We start from the raw sequence: 17,283 nt of genomic DNA, 5'->3' as shown, positions 1-17,283 counted from the left end.
ACCGGCTCGGAATCGTTGCAGATCACGACAAAGTAACCGCGGCACAGCACGGTGGACCTCACGTCTTGGTAACAGTTGTCTGGACCAATCAGGACACGGTTTGGAAATTTCTTTCATACAGAGGGGTGACCTCGAACGCGTTACATGGCAGCATTCGCTGGCACTGAGTGATCGGAGGTGGCCGCGATGGTGCGACTGAAGACCCTGACCCGGGTCCTGGTGGCGTTCGTGCTGGCTGTACCGCTCGCCCTGGCCACCACGAGCAGCGCGTACGCGACGTCGCGCCCCACCGGTGGCTTGGTCGATTTCGGGTGCGCCACGCACGGACAGCTGCACTGCCTGGGCAAAGCGATCAAATCCCCGAAGGGCCCGGGACCGAACGTGGTCTCGACCCCGGTCGGGTACGGCCCGGCGGAAATCCGTTCCGCCTACGGGCTTTCCGGCCTCCACGGCAGCGGCCGGACCGTCGCGATCGTCGACGCGATGGACGCGCCGACCGCCGAGAAGGACCTCGCGACCTACCGGTCCGCTCGCGGCCTGTCGCCGTGCACGACGGCCAACGGCTGCTTCCGGAAGGTCAACCAGCACGGGGCGGCGAGCCCGCTGCCGAAGCCGGACTACGGGTGGGCCGAGGAGATCAGCCTCGACCTCGACGCGGTGTCCGCGACCTGCCCCGATTGCCACATCCTCTTGGTGGAGGCCGATTCGCCCGACACCGACCCGCTGATGACCGCCGTCGACACCGCGGCGGCGACCCCGGGCGTCGTGGCGATCTCCAACAGCTACGGCGGCGCGGAAGACTCCACGATCAAGGCGGCCGACGCGCACCTGAACCACCCGGGCATCGCGATCACCGCGTCGTCCGGCGATGCGGGCTACGGCGTGAGCTGGCCGGCGTCCTCGCCCTACGTCACGGCGGTGGGCGGCACGACGCTGACGAAGTCCGTGGCCACCACTCGCGGCTGGAGCGAGACGACGTGGTCGGGCAGCGGCAGCGGGTGCTCCGCGCTGGAGCCGAAACCCGCGTGGCAGCACGACACCGCGTGCGCGAAGCGGACCGTCGCCGACGTCTCCGCGGTGGCCGACCCGAAGACCGGCCTGGGTGTGTACGACACCTACAACAGCTGCGGCGGCGGCACGACCTGCGACCTGATGCTGCAGCTCGGGCTCGCGCAGGGCGCCGACGGCTGGGTGCAGGTCGGTGGCACGAGCCTGTCCTCGCCGGTCGTCGCGTCGATCTACGCGCTGGCCGGGAATTCCGTGACGGCGGGATCCCAGCCGTACGCGCACCCGGGTGAGCTGTTCGACGTGACCTCGGGCACCAACGGCAAGTGCGGTGGTTCGTACCTGTGCACCGCCGGTCCCGGCTACGACGGGCCGACCGGGCTGGGCACCCCGCACGGCGCGGGCGCTTTCTAGGGGTGCACGGGGTGAAATTCGGCCCGTTGTGACCTCCTGAGGTGCCGGAGGAGGGTGGGGGTACCGGTGGCGTCACCGGGACGCCGCCCCCTCCGGCAGGAGGTGGACCGTGTTCGCGCGTTCCACGACGATCCAGATCCGGCAGGCGTCGATCGACGACGCGATCGCGCACGTCCGCGACTCGGTGCTGCCCGAAGCGCTCGCCACCGACGGCTGCGTGGGCCTTTCGATGCTGGCCTCCCGCAACGACGGCCGGTGCATCGTGACCACGGCGTGGCGGTCGGAAGAGCTGATGCACGCCAGCGCCCAGGCGATGGGTGTGGTGCGCCAGCGCGTCGTCGACATGTTCGGCGGCGAGCCGACGGTGGAGGAGTGGGAGATCGGTCTCGTGCACCGCGAGCACCGCTCCCACGACGGCGCCGCGGTGCGGGCGACCTGGCTGCGCGTGAAGCCCGAGCAGCTCGACCGGGTGGTCGACATCTTCAAGATGACGACCCTGCCCGCGCTCGCCGAGTTCGACGGGTTCGCCAGCGCCAGCCTGATGCTCGACCGAACGACGGGCCGGGGTGTGGCCTCGATCGGCTACGACAGCGCGGACGCCATGCGCCGCCTGGCCGAGAAGGCCTCCGCGCTGCGCACGACGACCCTGCGCGAAGCCGGCGCCGAGCGGCTGGACACCCGTGAGTTCGAGCTCGCGATCGCGCACCTGAACGTGCCCGAGATGGCCTGAGCGGTTCTTTCACACCATCCATCGAGCTCGGGTGTCCGGCGCACCCGACGCGAGGAACCTGACCGACGGCGCGACCGGCTGGGTGTGTGCGGCTCGAACGGCACCCGGCCAATCAGCCTGAGCTCGACCGGGCCCGGTTGATCGCCCCGTCGTGCGCCTGCCGCGCCCGATGCGGGCGGCGAACACGCTTGCGCCGCGCGGCCGGGCAAAGATCAGCCGAACGCGTGGCCGGCGAACTCCTGCCCTGATTCGAATGCCCGATTCTCGATGCGGTGAATTAATTACCCGCTTTCCGCGTGCATTCCGGGCGATTCAGAAACATATTGGCTCGACCAATCCGCGCCGTTACCGTGGTGCGATGATGATGTCCCGGCGTGCGGTTCTCGCCAGTGCCACGATGGCCGCGGCGGGTGGTTTGGTGGGGGCGGCTCCGGTGGCGCTGGCCGGGGGCCGGCCGCGCGTCGAGGACGCGTTGCGCGGGGCGATCCGGCGGTTGCCCGACCGTCCGGACGGGCCGCCCGCGGTCGTCGTCGCGGTCGGGCGCGGCGCGGAGCTGAGCCTGTACACCGCGGGAACGGCGCGGCTGGGCACCCAGCGACCGCCCCGGGCCGATGATCACATGCGGGTCGCGAGCGTGGCCAAGGCGTTCAGCGGCGCCGCTTCGCTCGCGCTCGTGAGCAGCGGCCGGCTGTCGCTGGATTCGACGATCGGGCGCACGGTGCGCGGGCTGCCCCGGCAGTTCTCGGACGTGACGCTGCGCCAGCTGCTCGGCCACACGAGCGGCATTCCCGACTTCAGCGGCACCCGCGCATTCCGCGACACGGTCAGCGCCAACTTGCTGAATCCACCGCCACCGCGGGAATTGCTGTCCTTCATCGCCGATGACGATCTGGAGTTCCGGCCGGGAAGCCGGTACGAGTATTCGAACTCCGACAACATCCTCGTGGGGCTCATGTGCGAAGCCGTGACCGGCAGCCGCTACGAGGAAGTGCTGAGCCGGCGCGTGCTGCAGCCGCTGGGCCTGCGCGACACGAGCCTGCCGCGCGGCGCCGCGATGCCGGCGCCCTTCCTGCGCGGCTACGACACCACCGGCCCCGGCGCGCCCGAAGACGTGACGAGCACGATCGCCGCCGGGTGGAGCTGGGCCTCCGGCGGGGTCGTCTCGACGCCGTCGGACCTGGTGCGGTTCATCCGCGGTTACGTCGGCGGCGCCCTGACCGACCGCAAGACCCGCGAAGCCCAGTTCCGGTTCCGGTCCGGCGGTTCCGAGCCGCCGGGGCCGGGCACGAACTCCGCCGGGCTGGCGCTGTTCCGCTACGACACCCGGTACGGCACCGTCTACGGCCACACCGGGAACACCCCGGGCTACACGCAGTTCGCGGCGGCGACCCCGGATGGCCGGGGTGGTGTCGCGGTGTCGATCACCGCGCAGATCACCCCGACGACCGGGCCGCCGCTGTTCGGGCAGCTGCGGGAGATCTTCGAACTCGCCGTCGGCGTGCTGCTCTCCCGCAGCTGACCCCTACCGGCCGAGCGCCGCGAGGGCGGGCGGCAGCGGGTCCCGGTGCAGCACCCCGAGCCGCTGCGTGGCGCGGGTGAGGGCGACGTAGAGCTCGGCCGCGCCACGCGGGCCATAGGCGAGGATCCGTGCGGGATCCACGACCAGCACCGCGTCGAACTCCAGGCCCTTCGTCTCGGCCGCCGGCACCGTGCCCGGCACCCCCGGAGGACCGATCACGACGCTGGTGCCCTCGCGCCCGGCCTCGTCGCGCGCGAACTCCTCGAGCGCGGTGGGCAGCCCGGTGTCGGTGACGGGCCGGGCCCAGGGCTGGATCCCGTTGGCGCGCACCGATTCCGGCGGGGTCGTGCCCGGGGCGAACTCGGCCAGCACTCCCGCGGCGACGGCCATGATCTCCGCCGGCGTGCGGTAGTTGACCGTGAGCGAGCGGTAGAGCCACCGGCCCGGCACGTACCGGTCCAGCATCGCGCCCCACGAGCGGGCCCCGGCCTCCGACCGGCGCTGCGCGAGATCGCCGACGACGGTGAACGAACGCCCCGGGCAGCGTCGCATCAGCACCCGCCAGTCCATTTCGGACAGCTCCTGCGCCTCGTCGACCACCACGTGCCGGTAGGTCCAGTCCCGGTCCGCCGCGGCGCGCTCGGCCAGCGACCGCGTGTCCTCCTCGGCGAACCGGCCGGCCAGGTCCTGGCCGTAGAGCAGGTTCTCCGCGGCCAGCTGCACGTCCTCGTCCTGCTCCTCCCGGTCGAGCTTGAGCTGGTCCAGCACCTGCTCGGCGTAGGTGGCTTCGGCGAGCCGTTCCCGTTCGGCGGTGCGTTCGGCCGCGGCGTCGGCGGCCTTGTCCCGGCCGAGCAGGTCGACGAGCTCGTGGAGCAGCGGCACGTCCGCGACCGTCCACTCGGCACCGCGGGCGCGCCCCAGTGCCGGGTCGGCGCCCGCCAGCTCGAGCCGCTCGGCCGATTCGTACAGCGGCGCCAGCAGGGTTTCCGGGGTCAGGATCGGCCACAGCTCGTCGACGGCCGCGGTGAACCGCGTGTCCTCGGCGAGTTCCTTGAGCAGGGTCCGGCGCAGGTCCTCCCACTCGTCGCGGTCCTCGCGCGAGAGCCAGCCGCGGCCGATGCGGTTGATCGCCCGCTCGGTGAGCACGTAGGTGACGATCTCGGTGAACACCGCCCGCGCCTCGTTGTGCGGCAGCCCGCTCGCGCGCGCTTCTTCGATCGCCCACTGCGCGGTTTCGGCGTCGATCCGGACCGTGACGCCGCCGAGGTCGATCGGCACGGGTTCGTCCGGCACCCGCTGCCGGTCGGCGATCGCGGCCGCGAGCACGTCGAGGATCTCCAGCGAGCCCTTCAGCCGCGTGGCCTCCGGTGTGTCCTCGGCCGTGACGCGCAGGCCGGGCACGAGGTCGCCGGTCGTCGTGAACACCACGTCGGTCTCACCCAGCGACGGCAGCACCCGGCCGATGTGGGTGAGGAACGCCGGGTTCGGCCCCACGACCAGCACGCCGTGGCGTTCCATCCGCTCCCGCTGCGTGTAGAGCAGGTAGGCGACGCGGTGCAACGCCACGACCGTCTTCCCGGTGCCCGGCCCGCCTTCGATCACCAGCACCCCCGGGTGCTCGAGCCGGATGATCTCGTCCTGCTCCGCCTGGATCGTGGCGACGATGTCGCGCATGCCTTCGCCGCGCGGCGCGTTGACCGCGGCCAGCAGCGCGGCGTCCCCGCCCTCACCGGCGCCGGGCCGGCCGAACACCTCGTCGGTGAACCCGGCCACGCCCCGCCCGCGCGGGTGGAACTGCCGGCGCCGCCTCATCCCCTCCGCGGTCGCACCCGTGGCGGTGTAGAACGGGCGAGCCGCGGGCGCCCGCCAGTCCAGCAGCACGGGCCGGTACCCGTCCTCCTCGTCGAACAACCCGATGCGGCCGATGTAGGACGCGTCGCCCTCGACGGTGTCCAGCCGGCCGAAGCACAACCCGTTGTCGACCACGTTCAGCCGCCGGACCTCCCGGTCGAGCGCGCGCACGGACACGTCGCGCTCCATGGCCGAACTCCCGTTGGTCCCCAGTGCCTTCTCGTATTCGCCCTGCACCCGCGCGCGCTCGGCGTCGAGCCGCCCGTACAGCCCGGCGACGTAGTCGCGTTCGGACCGCAGTTCCCGTTCGTACCCCTCAGCTGACAACAGACCCCTCACCATCACCCCGGCCCACTCCCGCGGTCGTCGTTTCCGCAGGTCGCGGGCATCAGGACGGTGATTGTGCGGCATCGCCCGGGTCTTGCCACAAGTCCCCGGGTGCGTTATATGTTGAGAGTGGCGGGGGAGCGTGTGCTCCGTTCGCCGATCTCCGGCCTTCTGCCGAACCTCGTGGTCACCTCAGGGCGCGTAGCTGCCGCCCGGCGGGAACGTCGCGGTGTCCGTCCACTGTGCACTGATCGGCCGGGGGCCGCGGACGGCCCCCGGCGCTCTGTTCAGTGGTTCTGCTCCGCCCACCACTTCTGCCCGGTCTCGGGCAGCGTCGCGATCGGGTCGTAGTACGGGTAGCGGCGCCGCAGCGCCTCCGGGTCCGCGTGTTCGATGCCGGTGCGGTAGTTCTTGGTCCAGTAGGAGATGCCGCGCTCGCGGTCGTAGTCGGCGAGCTGGTGGACCCAGCGCTTGCCGACGTAGGGGACGTCGCAGACGATGCGCGGGGTGGCGTAGCCCGGGAGGTAGCCCATGATCGCGTGCTGCAGCTCCTGGGCTTCCCACACGGCGACGCGCCAGTGTTCGGCGTTGGGGATCATGTCGCACATGTAGAAGTAGTACGGCAGGATGTTCGCCTCGCCCTGCAGTGCGAAGCACAGGTCCAGCAGCGCGGCCGGGGTGGCGTTGACGCCGCGCATCAGCACGCCCTGGTTGCGCACGTCGCGCACGCCGACCTCCAGCGCGGTGCGCGCGGCTTCCGCGACGAGTGGCGTGACCGACTGCGCGTGGTTCACGTGCGTGTGGATGGCCAGGTTCACCCCGCGCCGCTGGGCGGTGACGGCGACGCGTTCGAGCCCTTCGACCACCTTGGGCTGCAGCCAGTGCTGCGGCAGCGCCGCCAGTGCCTTCGTGGCGAGGCGCACGTCGCGGACGGTTTCGATGTCCATGAGGCGCATGAGGAAGGCCTCGAGCTGCGGCCAGGGCACGTTGGCGACGTCGCCGCCGGACACTACGACGTCGCGCACGCCCGGGGTGCGCTTGAGGTAGTCGATCATCGCGTCCTGGCGGTCGACGGGCTTGAGCGCGAGCTTGTGCTTCTCGACCTGCGCGGTCGAGTTCCCGACGAGGTCCATGCGGGTGCAGTGGCCGCAGTACTGCGGGCAGGTCGAGATCATCTCGGCCAGCACCTTCGTCGGGTACCGGTGGGTGAGGCCCTCGACGACCCACATCTCGGCCTCGTGCAGCGAGTCGCGTTCGGAGTGCGGGTGGCTCGGCCACGCGAGGTCGCGGTCGCTGCGCACGGGCAGCATGTAGCGGCGGATCGGGTCGGCGTAGAACGCCTCGGTGACCTTCACCGGGTCGCTGCCGGCGTCGGCGGCCATGGTGTTGAGCATCTGCGGGGGCAGCAGCATCGACATCGTCGCCATCTCGCGCTGGTCGGCGAGCAGGTCCTCGTAGAACCGCTCCTGCAGCAGGTCGCCCATCAGCGCGCGCAGCTGCTTGACGTTGCGCACGCAGTGCACGCGCTGCCACTGCGCGTCACGCCATTCGGCGTCGGTCACGTCGTGCCAGCCGGGGAACCGGCGCCAGTCGGGTTCCACCAGCTCCCTTCGCGCGTACTCGTAGGGCTGGTCTCCAGCGGCGGCGGCGCTGGGCACAGGTTCCTGGATCGCAGTCATCTGTACTCCAAGTCGTCGGTAACACGTAAAAATATCCTGTCACAACGTTCCCACGACGTAAATCTTTCTGCACGATGACGGTGCGGCGGCCCCGGTGCCCCGAGCGCCTCGGCTCACGCGGCCGGCCGGATGTTGTGGTTGACGCGGAAGAGGTTGCCCGGGTCGTAGACCTTCTTCACCGCGGCCAGCCGGTCGTAGCGCTCGGGCCCGTAGATCGCGCGCACCGCCGCCGCCGAGGTGCCCTCGTCGGCGGAGAGGAAGTTCGGCGCCTGCCGGTCCGCCGCCCACGGCGCGAGCGCGCCGACGACGTTGTCCAGCGCCCCGCGCAGTTCCGCGGCCCGGTCGGGCCCGCCGACGCCGAGCGCGAACACCACGAACGGCACCCCGCGCACCGGCACGGCGTTGGGCGCCGCGGGCTCGCGGTCCAGCGCGCCGCCGAGGGCGCGCAGTTCGACGCCCAGCAGCGGGCAGCCCGAACCCGGCCCCGTCAGCTCCACGAGCGCGTCGATCGTGGCGGCCGTGACCTCGCGCAGGCTCGTGGTGCGGTCGTAGTAGGGCAGCGGATCGGCCGGGTCGAGGTGGATGTCGCCGATCGCGGTGAACGGTTTGTCCGCCACCAGGTCCAGCAGCACCGGCGCGGCCGCGCGCAGTGGCGCGAGGAGCCGTTCGGCGTCGGCGGCGGAACCGAGGTGGGCGAAGCGCAGGTGCACCACGAACGCGCCGCGCAGCACCTCCGGCAGCTCCGGTGCGGGCGGCAGGCGCTGCACCATCACCGACGAAGTAGCTTCCTCGGGCAGCTGCTGCACCCACTCGCGCCACGCGTGCAGCACCGCGGCCAGGCGTTCCCCGGCGTAGTACAGGCCGCCGCCGTAGAAGCGGGTCACCGGGAACAGGTCGAACTCCAGCGCCGTGACCACGCCGAAGTTGCCCTTGCCGCCGCGCAGCGCCCAGAACAGGTCCCGCTCGGTCTCGGCGGTCACGTGCCGCTGGGTGCCGTCCGCGGTCACCACCTCGATGAGCCGCACGTGGTCGGCCGCGTACCCGCGGGACCGGCCGAGCGCGGGGCTCAGGCCGCCGCCGAGCGTGTACCCGACGACCCCGACGCCCGGCGCGGAACCGGCCAGCGGCGCCAGCCCGTGCCGGGCGGCCTCGGCCACGACCTGCGCCCAGCGTGCTCCGGCTTCCACCCGCGCGACGCGCCGTGCGGGGTCGACGGTCACGCCCGTCATGCGGCTCGTGGTGATCAGCACCGCGCCGTGCGCGGGCTGCACGACCTGGTGGGCCGTGGCCTTGATCGCCACGAGCAGTGATCGGCGGCGCGCGAACCGGACGGCGTTCTGCACGTCGGCCGTGCCCGCCGCGGCCACGACGAGCGCGGGCTCGAGCGGGTTGTTGACGTTGAAGCCGGCGCACTCGGCGGCGTACCCCGGCTCGCCCGGCAACAGCACCTCACCGTCGGTCACGGCGACGAGGTCGCTGATGTCTTCGGCCTGGATGAGCCCGGTCACCGGGCTCGCGACGTTCTGCTGCATCGAAGTCCCCTGTCTTCCGCGCCGCGGTTCGCCCCCGCCGCGCGTCCCCTTCGGCGGGCGCCTGCCGGCGCCGCCCCCTTCACCGACCAAGCACGTGCCGGGCGGCGAAATCCGTTCAGGTGACCTGGCTCACAGCACCACTGGGGCGGTGACGGACAGTGAGAAAGCCCGCCCCCGCCCGCCCCCGCCCGGGCCCGGGCGGGGGCGCGGGGGAGACTCGACACCGTGACGAACGACAGCACGACGCTCCTGCTCGGCGGCAGGATCTACACCCCGTCTTCACCCGACGCGACCGCGCTCGCCGTCTCCGGCGGCACCGTCGTGTGGGTCGGGCAGGACGCCCCGGCCCGCGCCCTGCACCCGGACGCCGAAGTGGTCGACCTCGACGGCGCGTTCGTCGCCCCCGCCTTCGTCGACGCCCACGTGCACGCCACCGCGACCGGCCTGCACCTGACGGGGCTCGACCTCACCGGCGTGCGCAGCGGCGCCGAACTGCTCGCCGCCGTACGAGCCGCCGTCGCCGCCGCCCCGGGCGAGGTCCTGCTCGCGCACGGCTGGGACGAATCCGGCTGGACCGAGGACCGCCTGCCCGGCCGCGCCGAGCTCGACGAGGTCGCGGGCGCGACGCCGGTGTACCTCAGCCGCGTCGACGTGCACTCCGCCCTCGTGTCCACCGCGCTCGTCGACCTCGCCCCCGAAGCCCGCACGGCCGAGGGCTTCTCGCCCGAGGGCCCGCTCACCCGCGACGCCCACCACCACGTGCGCGCCGCCGCACGCGCCGCGATCACGCCGGCGCGGCGCGCCGCCGCGCAACGCGCGTTCCTCACCGAAGCGGCCGCCCGCGGCATCGTCTCCGTGCACGAGTGCGGCGGCCCGGACATCGCCGGCCGCGACGACTTCGCCGGCCTGCTGGCCCTCGCGGACGAGCCCGGACTGCCGGAGGTCGTCGGCTACTGGGGCGAGCTCGGCGCGATCGGTACGGCCCGCGAGCTGGGCGCGCACGGCGTGGCCGGCGACCTGTTCGTCGACGGCGCCCTCGGCTCCCGCACCGCCGCGCTCACCAGCCCTTACACCGACGACCCGAGCACCTCCGGCGCGCTCTACGCCGACGCGGCCGGGATCGCCGAGCACCTCGCCGCCGCCACCGAGGCCGGGCTGCAGGCCGGCTTCCACGTGATCGGCGACGCGGCCGTCGCGGAGGTCGTGGAAGGGTTCCGGCTCGCGGAGAAGGAGGTGGGGCAGCGGGCGCTCGCCGCGCGCCACCACCGGCTCGAACACCTGGAGATGGTGACCGGCGAGCAGGCCCGCGCGCTGGCCGGGTGGGGTGTCGTCGCGTCGGCTCAGCCGCTGTTCGACCACGCTTGGGGCGGCCCGTCGGGCATGTACGCCGACCGCCTCGGCGGCGAACGCGCCGCCGGGCTCAACCCGTTCGCCGCGCTCGCCGCCGAAGGGGTCGTGCTCGCGTTCGGCTCCGACTCACCGGTGACCGCGCTCGACCCGTGGGCCGCCGTCCGCGCGGCCGTGCACCACCACACCCCCGAAGCGCGCCTCTCGGCGCGGGCCGCGTTCACCGCCCACACCCGCGCCGGCCACCGCGCCGCCGGCGTGAACGACGGCGTCACCGGCAGCCTCGTGCCCGGCGCGCCCGCGCACTACGCGATCTGGGACGCGCGCGACCTCGTCGTGGCCACCGCCGACACGCGCGTGCAGCGCTGGTCCACCGACCCGCGCTCCGGCGTGCCGCCGCTGCCGCGCCTGGACCCGGGCGCGTCGCTCCCGAAGTGCCTGCGGACCGTGCGCGGTGGGACGGTCCTGCACGACGAGTTCACGTCCGCCTCCTAGAGTTCGTGGGGTGGCAGTGACTGTCGCGGACCCCGAACCGGGCGCTCCGCACGAAACGACCTCGAAGCGCCCGAAGCGACGCCGCTTCTCCCGCGCCTGGCTGCTGCGCGTCGTCGCGGCCGGCGCCGCGGGCTACCTGTACTACCTCAGCTTCGCGCCGCGGCCGCTGTGGTGGCTCGCGCCGATCGCGTTCGCGGGGCTCGCGCTGGTCCTTCGTGGACGGTCGTTGCGCGGCGCGTTCGGCTACGGCTTCGTCTACGGCGCGGCGTTCTTCCTCGCGCTGCTGATCTGGCTGCAGGACTTCCTGGGCCGCGCGTTCGGGCCGTGGCCGTGGCTGGGCCTGTCGCTGACGCTGTCGCTCTACTTCGGACTCGGGGCGCTCCTGATCCGCGTGGTGTCCCGGCTGCCGCTGGCGCCGCTGTGGGGCGCGCTGGTGTTCGTCGCGCTCGAGACGCCGCGTGCGTGGTTCCCACTCGGCGGGTTCCCGTGGGGCCGCGTCGCGTTCAGCCAGCCCGAGGGCGCGTACCTGTCGCTGGCGTCCGTCGGCGGCGCGCCGCTCGTGGGTCTCGCCGTGGTGCTGAGCGGGTTCGGCCTCGCCGCCCTCGCGGCGCGGCTGTGGCAGGAGCGGCGGTGGCGTGACCGCCGCCTCATCGCGCCGCTGGTGTGCACGCTGCTGCCCGTCGTCGCGGGGCTCGCCCTGTGGCCCACCATCGGCACCGCCGCGCAGGACGGGTCGCTCACCGTCGCGACCGTGCAGGGCAACGCCCCCGACGTCGGCATCGCGCTCGAAGGCGAGCGGGACGTGCTGCGGCGCAACCACCTCGCCGAGAGCGCGAAGCTGCTCGCGCAGATCCAGGCCGGCCAGATCCCCAAGCCCGACCTGCTCGTGTGGCCCGAGACCGCCACCGCCGTCGAGGGCGACGACCCCGCGCTCGACCAGATGGTCAACGCCTACGGCGTGCCCGCGATCATCGGCGCCCTCTACCGGCTGCCCGACGGCACCGCGCAGAACTCCGCGATCGTGTGGGACCCGCGCACCGGGCAGGGCCAGCGCTACGCCAAACAGGACCTGGTGCCCTTCGGCGAGTACGTGCCGGCCCGCGACATCGCGCGGCTGGTGACCCCGTTCGTCGACGACACCGCCGACATGCGCCCCGGCGACGGCAGCAACGCGGCGCTGTCGGTCGCGGGCACCAAGGTCGGGGTGTTCATCTGCTACGAGACCGCGTTCGACGGCCCGGCGCGCGACGCGACGGACGAAGGCGGCGAACTGCTCGTCGTCCCGACCAACAACGCCTGGTACGGGCCGGGGGAGATGAGCTACCAGCAGCTGGCGATGTCGCGGCTGCGGGCGGTGGAGCACGGGCGCGCGGTGGTGGTCTCCGCGACGTCGGGCGTGAGCGCCATCGTGGCCCCTGACGGGACGATCACCGGCTCGACCAGCCTTTTCACCGCAGACGCCCTGGTCGAGCGCGTGCCGCTGCGGACGCAGACTACGCTGTCGGATCGACTCGGTGCGTGGACGGAGTACGGACTGCTGGCACTGGCGATCGCCGGTGTCGCCGGCGGGTTCGTACTCCGTTTTCGCACCCGGCGCGCTCGCGCCGGCACGACAGCAGGGGAAGCGGCGGGCTGAGCCGCCGGATTCGGAGGAGACGGATGGCGCAGGCGCCGCGGGGGGCCGAAGGTATCGAGCCGGTGCTGGTGGTGATCCCGACCTACAACGAACGGGACAACCTGGGCCCGGTTCTGGACCGGCTCCACAAGGCACTCCCGGACGTCCACGTGCTCGTCGTCGACGACGGCAGCCCTGACGGCACCGGTGAGCTGGCCCACGAACGCGCCGCGGGGGACGAGCGCGTCCACGTGCTCCACCGCACGGAGAAGGCCGGGCTGGGGAAGGCCTACATCGCCGGGTTCCGCTGGGGCCTGGCCCAGGGTTACGCCACCTTCGTCGAGATGGACGCCGACGGCTCCCACGCGCCGGAGGACCTCCCGCGCATCCTCGACGCCGTCGCGGACACCGACCTGTCGATCGGTTCCCGCTACGTCCCGGGCGGCAGCACCGTCAACTGGCCGCTGAGCCGCCAGCTCCTGTCCCGCGGCGCGAACCTGTACTCGCGCATCGCACTGGGGCTGAAGGTGTCGGACATGACGGCCGGCTTCCGCGCCTACCGCCGCCCGGTCCTGGAGAAGCTCGAGCTCGACGAGATCGCCTCGCACGGGTACTGCTTCCAGATCGACCTCACCCGCCGCACCGCCGACGCGGGCTTCGACATCGTCGAGGTCCCCATCACCTTCACCGACCGCGAGATCGGCCAATCGAAGATGAGCGGCGACATCATGCGGGAGGCCTTCTTCCGCGTGGCCGAATGGGGCGTGCAGCGCCGCTTCGGCCAGCTGCGCCGGCTCCTGCGCCGCTAGCGGAAAGTCGGATCGCGGGCAAACGCGGTTCCCCGGCGGGTGGCCGGGGAACCGCTTCCGCCTGCGCGGGGCCGGGAAGAGCTACCGGTCCGGTGACCGCTCGGGCACCCTCCGCACCGGGCCCGGACAGGCGAACGGCCCCCGTCGGGGGAGGTGACGGGGGCCGTTCGTTCGGTGGTGGGAGCCAGCTACGGGCCGAGACTCAGGCGGACCGGCTGGTCCGGCGTCCCTTGAGCTCGGCGAGACGTTCGTTCAGCAGGTCCTCGAGCTCAGGAATGGAGCGGCGCTCCAGCAGCATGTCCCAGTGCGTCCTGGGGGGCTTGACCTTCTTCTGCTCGGGCTGCCCGCCGTCGACGATCTCGGACTCGCTGCCGTGCAGGCGGCATTCCCAGACGGTCGGGATCTCGGCGTCGTCGGAGAACGGCACCTCGAACTCGTGGTTCTTGGGGCACGCGTAGCGCACGGTGCGCCGCGGGGCGAGGTCGTGATTGCGGTCGGTCTCGTAGCTGACCGCTCCCAGCCGGCTTCCACGGAGAACACGGTCGGCCATGATGGGGTCCTTTCAGTCAGCTCCGGATGGAGCCAGGGTGATGCTCACCCTATGCAACGATCCTGGCGTCCGGGGGATTCCCGGGTAACCATGTCGTTGCTCACGATGAGCTGCGTCACCCTTCGGCATCAGCTTCCTCTAGTGGGAGAGCTTTCGCGCTCCCGCGTGACGCGGATACCGCCTTCCAAGTGCGGATATCCCCCAGTTGGGCTACTGACGCTCCGTTCACGACAACCGTAACTGACCGTGGTGTGCCGTCGCCGGGCCCAGATCCCCCAACCGGAAGTGTCGGCGGCACAATACCTGATAGCGGAGCGTAGTTTGTTCGGCATCGGAACGTGCCGAAGCTGAAGTTTCAACTACGGATTGTTCGGTATCTGCCACGACAACGGTGTCACCCTCCCGGAGTATTTCGTCGTCGCGGACCCTCGCGTTGAACCGGCCGGGGCGGCCGCACCAGCACAGCACCTCGACCTGCACCGGCTGCAGCTCGTCGGCGACTTCGAACAGCCGGGCGGCGCCGGGGAACAGGCGGCTGCGGAAGTCGGTGGCGATGCCGAAGCAGTAGACGTCGATGCCCGAGTCGTCGGCCAGTTCCGCCAGCTGGTCGACCTGCGCGGGGGAGAGGAACTGCGCCTCGTCGACGATGATGTAGTCCACCGGCTGCCCCGCGGCCCACCGCTGCCGCACCAGGTCCCGCACGTCCGTGTCCGCCGCGACCTCCGTCGCGAGCCGCGTGATCCCGATCCGGCTGCTGATCTGCGGCGCGCCCGAGCGGTCGTGGCGCACCAGCACCAGTCCGCGCCGGCCCTGGCGCGCGTGGTTGTGGTCGATCTGCAGCGCGAGCGTCGACTTCCCGCAGTCCATCGGGCCGTAGCAGAACTTCAGCCGCCCGGCCCGGGTCTCCATCGCGGGGACCGGGGACAGCGCGTCGGTGGGATCGTCGGGCCCGGCGTCTTCGAGGACAGTCACGACGATCGACCCTATCCGGCCCCGGCGGGCCGCCTCACAGCACGGCGGGCGGACGGTTCCCGGCCGCGACGATCGCCCGCCGCACCGGCACGAGCGCCACGAACACGAAGCCGAGCACGAAGAACACCACCAGTGCCACGATCGCCAGCCGGAAGGACCCCGTCGCCTGTCCGACCCCGGCGAACACCAGCGGCCCGAGCCACGACGTGCCCTTCTCGCCCACGACGTAGAGCGAGTAGTACTGCGCGTCCTTCCCTGCCGGGATCATCTGGCTGAACAGCGACCGCGACAACGCGTTCGTCCCGCCCAGCACCAGCCCGATGCCCACCGCCACCGCGTAGAACTGCAGCGGCTGAGCCGGCTGGATGAAGTACGCGCCCGCCAGCACCACGACCCACAGCACCAGGCTCCCGAGGATCGCGCGCTTCGCCCCGGCCCGGCGCGCCACGAGCCCGTGCAGCACCCCGCCGACGTAGGCGAGGAACTGGATCACCAGCACCGTCACGATCAGCACCTCGTCGGAGAAGCGCAGCTCGTCCTTCCCGTACTGCGCCGACACCGCCACCACGGTCGAGATGCCGTCCGCGAAGATCAGGTAGCTGCCCAGGAACGCCAGCGTCAGCGGAAACGCCTTCGCCGCCACGACCGTCTGGCGCAGCTCCCGGAACCCCGCCCGCAGCACCGACACCCCCGGCTCGGTCGCCGTCGGCGTGTGCCGGCGGGGGAGCGCGCGCAGCGTCGGCACGGTGAACGCCGCCCACCACAGCCCCGAGGTGAGGAAGCAGATCCGCACCGCCGTCGAGGTGTCCACCCCCAGCGCGTCGCGGCTGAGGTAGAACGCCAGCTGCAACGCCAGCGCGAGCCCGCCACCGAGGTACCCGAACGCCCAGCCCTTCGCCGACACGTCGTCGCGCTCGTCCGGCTCTGCGATGTCGACCAGGAACGAGTAGTAGACCACCAGCGAGCCGCCGTAGCCGATGTTCGCGACGATGAACAGCGCCGCACCGAGCTGCCAGTCCGAACCGGCCATGAAGAACATCAGCGCCGACGCCGCCGCGCCGAGCCACGCGAACGCGCCCAGGATCCGCCGCTTGTTGCGGCTGCGATCGGCCACCGCGCCGGCGATCGGGAGCACCAGCACCTGCACCACCGTCGCCACCGACAGCAGGTAACCCCACGTCGACCCGGCGGGGAAGTGCAGCCCGAACAACGACACGTCGCAGTTGTGGAGCTTGTCGTCCACACCGGACGCGTCGACGCACGCGTTGTCCCCGTTAAGGGTGATGTTCTGTTTCGCGTCCGCGGCCGCGACAGTGCTCATGTACAGCGCACCGAACACCGTCGTCACCGACGAGTAGAACGGCGAATTGGCCCAGTCGTAGAAGTACCAGCCCCACCGTTCCCGCTTCTTGTCACGGGTCTCGGCCAGCGTCATCCACGGCTCCTCAGCGGTCGCGAAACTCCAGGTCAGGCGGCACACTATCGGCGCGCGCCCACCCGGCACCGCCGAACGGGTAAACCGTGTCCGGTTCGTCGCCCGCTGATCATCCGGGCTACGCCGAACGGCGCCCGGAATCGTGTTCGAACCTCTTCTTCGCGTGTCGCTGCGGTGATTCTTCGACGATTCGTGTGAGACTGGAGTTCGTGGTGTGACTCTTGTGGTCAATGGGTCGCGTGCTTACTGTGCAAGCCATGACCAACCGCGTTCGCACTGCTCACCGGGGTGCCGTGAGGATCCTGCTCCTCGCCGCGGCCGTCGTGGGACTGCAACTCGCCGCCACCGGCGCCGCGTTCGCGGACCCCTCTTCCAGCGCCTGGGCCAAGCTGCGGATGTGCGAGTCCAGCGGCCGCTACACCATCAACACCGGCAACGGCTACTACGGCGCCTACCAGTTCAACCTCGCCACCTGGCGCAGCGTCGGCGGCCAAGGCCGCCCCGACCAGGCCAGCCCCCGCGAACAGGACTACCGCGCGCTCTACCTCTACCGCATGCGCGGCTGGCAGCCCTGGGAATGCGGCACCATGCTCAACCTCGTCGGCGACGCCGACGCGCGCAGCAAACGCGTCCCGTCCTACGACGAATCCGCCTACATGGGCGGCACCGGCCTGCCCGCACCGCCGGCCCCCAAACCCCAGCCCGCGCCACCGTCCTCAGGCCCCATGCCAGCGTGGCCCGGCCTGGTCTACGCCTACGGCGACTGCGCACCCGCCCTCAGGACCTTCCAGCTGCGCATGAACGCCTACGGCTACGGCTTCACCGGCACCGGCTGCTACTACGACAAGACCAAAACCGCCGTGCTCGCCCTCCAGCGAGCCAACGGCATCAACGACTCCGGCCGCCTCGGCCCCAAAACGTGGAAAGCCGCCTGGCAGGGCAAACCCCCGCGCTGACCCGGCCCGAGGAACGGGCCCAGCCGGTGGGGTGGCCGCCGCGGCGG

The 17,283-nt window shown here is 71.9% G+C and carries 13 protein-coding genes; 7 read left to right on the top strand and 6 right to left on the bottom strand.

Features of this window, described 5'->3' with window-relative positions; genetic code table 11:
• The first annotated feature begins 186 nt into the window (after window positions 1–186).
• The 3 genes from ACIA77_RS05725 (at window position 187) to ACIA77_RS05715 (ending at window position 3,668) form a co-directional block, all read left to right on the top strand.
• Entirely contained in the window at window positions 187–1,419 is a 1,233-nt protein-coding gene (locus ACIA77_RS05725; protein WP_395884613.1) for a peptidase S8, read from the top strand.
• Window positions 1,420–1,528: 109 nt separating this feature from the next.
• The gene (locus ACIA77_RS05720; RefSeq protein ID WP_395884612.1) at window positions 1,529–2,149 is read left to right on the top strand and encodes a hypothetical protein; all 621 of its coding nucleotides are present in this window, start codon (window positions 1,529–1,531) and stop codon (window positions 2,147–2,149) included.
• Between the two features lie 358 nt (window positions 2,150–2,507).
• Entirely contained in the window at window positions 2,508–3,668 is a 1,161-nt protein-coding gene (locus ACIA77_RS05715) for a serine hydrolase domain-containing protein (protein ID WP_395884611.1), read from the top strand.
• 3 nt (window positions 3,669–3,671) lie between these two features.
• Here the strand turns inward: ACIA77_RS05715 and helR are convergent, their stop codons facing one another.
• The 3 genes from helR to ACIA77_RS05700 all read right to left on the bottom strand — a co-directional run bounded on the left by helR (window position 3,672) and on the right by ACIA77_RS05700 (window position 9,057).
• On the bottom strand, window positions 3,672–5,846 hold the full coding sequence (helR, locus tag ACIA77_RS05710) for an RNA polymerase recycling motor ATPase HelR (RefSeq protein WP_395884610.1): 2,175 nt from the start codon (window positions 5,844–5,846) through the stop codon (window positions 3,672–3,674).
• 287 nt (window positions 5,847–6,133) lie between these two features.
• The gene (locus ACIA77_RS05705) at window positions 6,134–7,525 is read right to left on the bottom strand and encodes a KamA family radical SAM protein (RefSeq protein WP_395884609.1); all 1,392 of its coding nucleotides are present in this window, start codon (window positions 7,523–7,525) and stop codon (window positions 6,134–6,136) included.
• A gap of 113 nt (window positions 7,526–7,638) precedes the next feature.
• Complete coding sequence (locus ACIA77_RS05700) at window positions 7,639–9,057, bottom strand: FAD-binding oxidoreductase (RefSeq protein WP_395884608.1); 1,419 nt, start codon at window positions 9,055–9,057, stop codon at window positions 7,639–7,641.
• 225 nt (window positions 9,058–9,282) lie between these two features.
• Between ACIA77_RS05700 and ACIA77_RS05695 the strand changes: the two genes are divergently transcribed.
• From ACIA77_RS05695 to ACIA77_RS05685, 3 genes are read left to right on the top strand one after another with little or no spacing between them, the layout of a single operon-like run.
• Window positions 9,283–10,899, top strand: a complete 1,617-nt coding sequence (locus ACIA77_RS05695; protein ID WP_395884607.1) for an amidohydrolase — start codon at window positions 9,283–9,285, stop codon at window positions 10,897–10,899.
• A 10-nt stretch (window positions 10,900–10,909) separates the two neighbouring features.
• Window positions 10,910–12,535, top strand: a complete 1,626-nt coding sequence (gene lnt, locus ACIA77_RS05690; protein ID WP_395884606.1) for an apolipoprotein N-acyltransferase — start codon at window positions 10,910–10,912, stop codon at window positions 12,533–12,535.
• Window positions 12,536–12,558: 23 nt separating this feature from the next.
• On the top strand, window positions 12,559–13,323 hold the full coding sequence (locus ACIA77_RS05685; RefSeq protein ID WP_395884605.1) for a polyprenol monophosphomannose synthase: 765 nt from the start codon (window positions 12,559–12,561) through the stop codon (window positions 13,321–13,323).
• Window positions 13,324–13,525: 202 nt separating this feature from the next.
• Here the strand turns inward: ACIA77_RS05685 and ACIA77_RS05680 are convergent, their stop codons facing one another.
• The 3 genes from ACIA77_RS05680 to ACIA77_RS05670 all read right to left on the bottom strand — a co-directional run bounded on the left by ACIA77_RS05680 (window position 13,526) and on the right by ACIA77_RS05670 (window position 16,280).
• Window positions 13,526–13,873 (bottom strand): RNA polymerase-binding protein RbpA, encoded by a 348-nt coding sequence (locus ACIA77_RS05680; protein ID WP_204096238.1) that lies wholly within the window; start codon window positions 13,871–13,873, stop codon window positions 13,526–13,528.
• A 225-nt stretch (window positions 13,874–14,098) separates the two neighbouring features.
• Window positions 14,099–14,845: a thymidine kinase gene (locus tag ACIA77_RS05675; protein WP_395884604.1), complete on the bottom strand. Its 747-nt coding sequence runs from the start codon at window positions 14,843–14,845 to the stop codon at window positions 14,099–14,101.
• 34 nt (window positions 14,846–14,879) lie between these two features.
• Entirely contained in the window at window positions 14,880–16,280 is a 1,401-nt protein-coding gene (locus ACIA77_RS05670; protein ID WP_395884603.1) for an MFS transporter, read from the bottom strand.
• 257 nt (window positions 16,281–16,537) lie between these two features.
• On the opposite strand from ACIA77_RS05670, the gene ACIA77_RS05665 reads away from it, so the two are divergent.
• Window positions 16,538–17,236 carry a transglycosylase family protein gene (locus tag ACIA77_RS05665; protein WP_395884602.1) on the top strand — a complete coding sequence of 233 codons (699 nt, stop codon included), beginning with the start codon at window positions 16,538–16,540 and terminating at the stop codon, window positions 17,234–17,236.
• Window positions 17,237–17,283: the final 47 nt, after the last annotated feature.

Source organism: Amycolatopsis sp. NPDC051903 (genome assembly GCF_044452505.1).
Taxonomy (GTDB): domain Bacteria; phylum Actinomycetota; class Actinomycetes; order Mycobacteriales; family Pseudonocardiaceae; genus Amycolatopsis.
Note: the sequence above shows the minus strand (reverse complement) of the source record. Positions and strands in the feature narration are given on the sequence as shown.

Bases quoted from the DNA above. Each gene is read 5' to 3' on its own strand.
- ACIA77_RS05680 (WP_204096238.1), bottom strand. From the start codon at position 13,873: ATGGCCGACCGTGTTCTCCGTGGAAGCCGGCTGGGAGCGGTCAGCTAC.
- ACIA77_RS05715 (WP_395884611.1), top strand. From the start codon at position 2,508: ATGATGATGTCCCGGCGTGCGGTTCTCGCCAGTGCCACGATGGCCGCG.
- ACIA77_RS05700 (WP_395884608.1), bottom strand. From the start codon at position 9,057: ATGCAGCAGAACGTCGCGAGCCCGGTGACCGGGCTCATCCAGGCCGAA.
- ACIA77_RS05685 (WP_395884605.1), top strand. From the start codon at position 12,559: ATGGCGCAGGCGCCGCGGGGGGCCGAAGGTATCGAGCCGGTGCTGGTG.
- ACIA77_RS05705 (WP_395884609.1), bottom strand. From the start codon at position 7,525: ATGACTGCGATCCAGGAACCTGTGCCCAGCGCCGCCGCCGCTGGAGAC.
- ACIA77_RS05665 (WP_395884602.1), top strand. From the start codon at position 16,538: ATGACCAACCGCGTTCGCACTGCTCACCGGGGTGCCGTGAGGATCCTG.
- ACIA77_RS05725 (WP_395884613.1), top strand. From the start codon at position 187: ATGGTGCGACTGAAGACCCTGACCCGGGTCCTGGTGGCGTTCGTGCTG.
- ACIA77_RS05670 (WP_395884603.1), bottom strand. From the start codon at position 16,280: ATGACGCTGGCCGAGACCCGTGACAAGAAGCGGGAACGGTGGGGCTGG.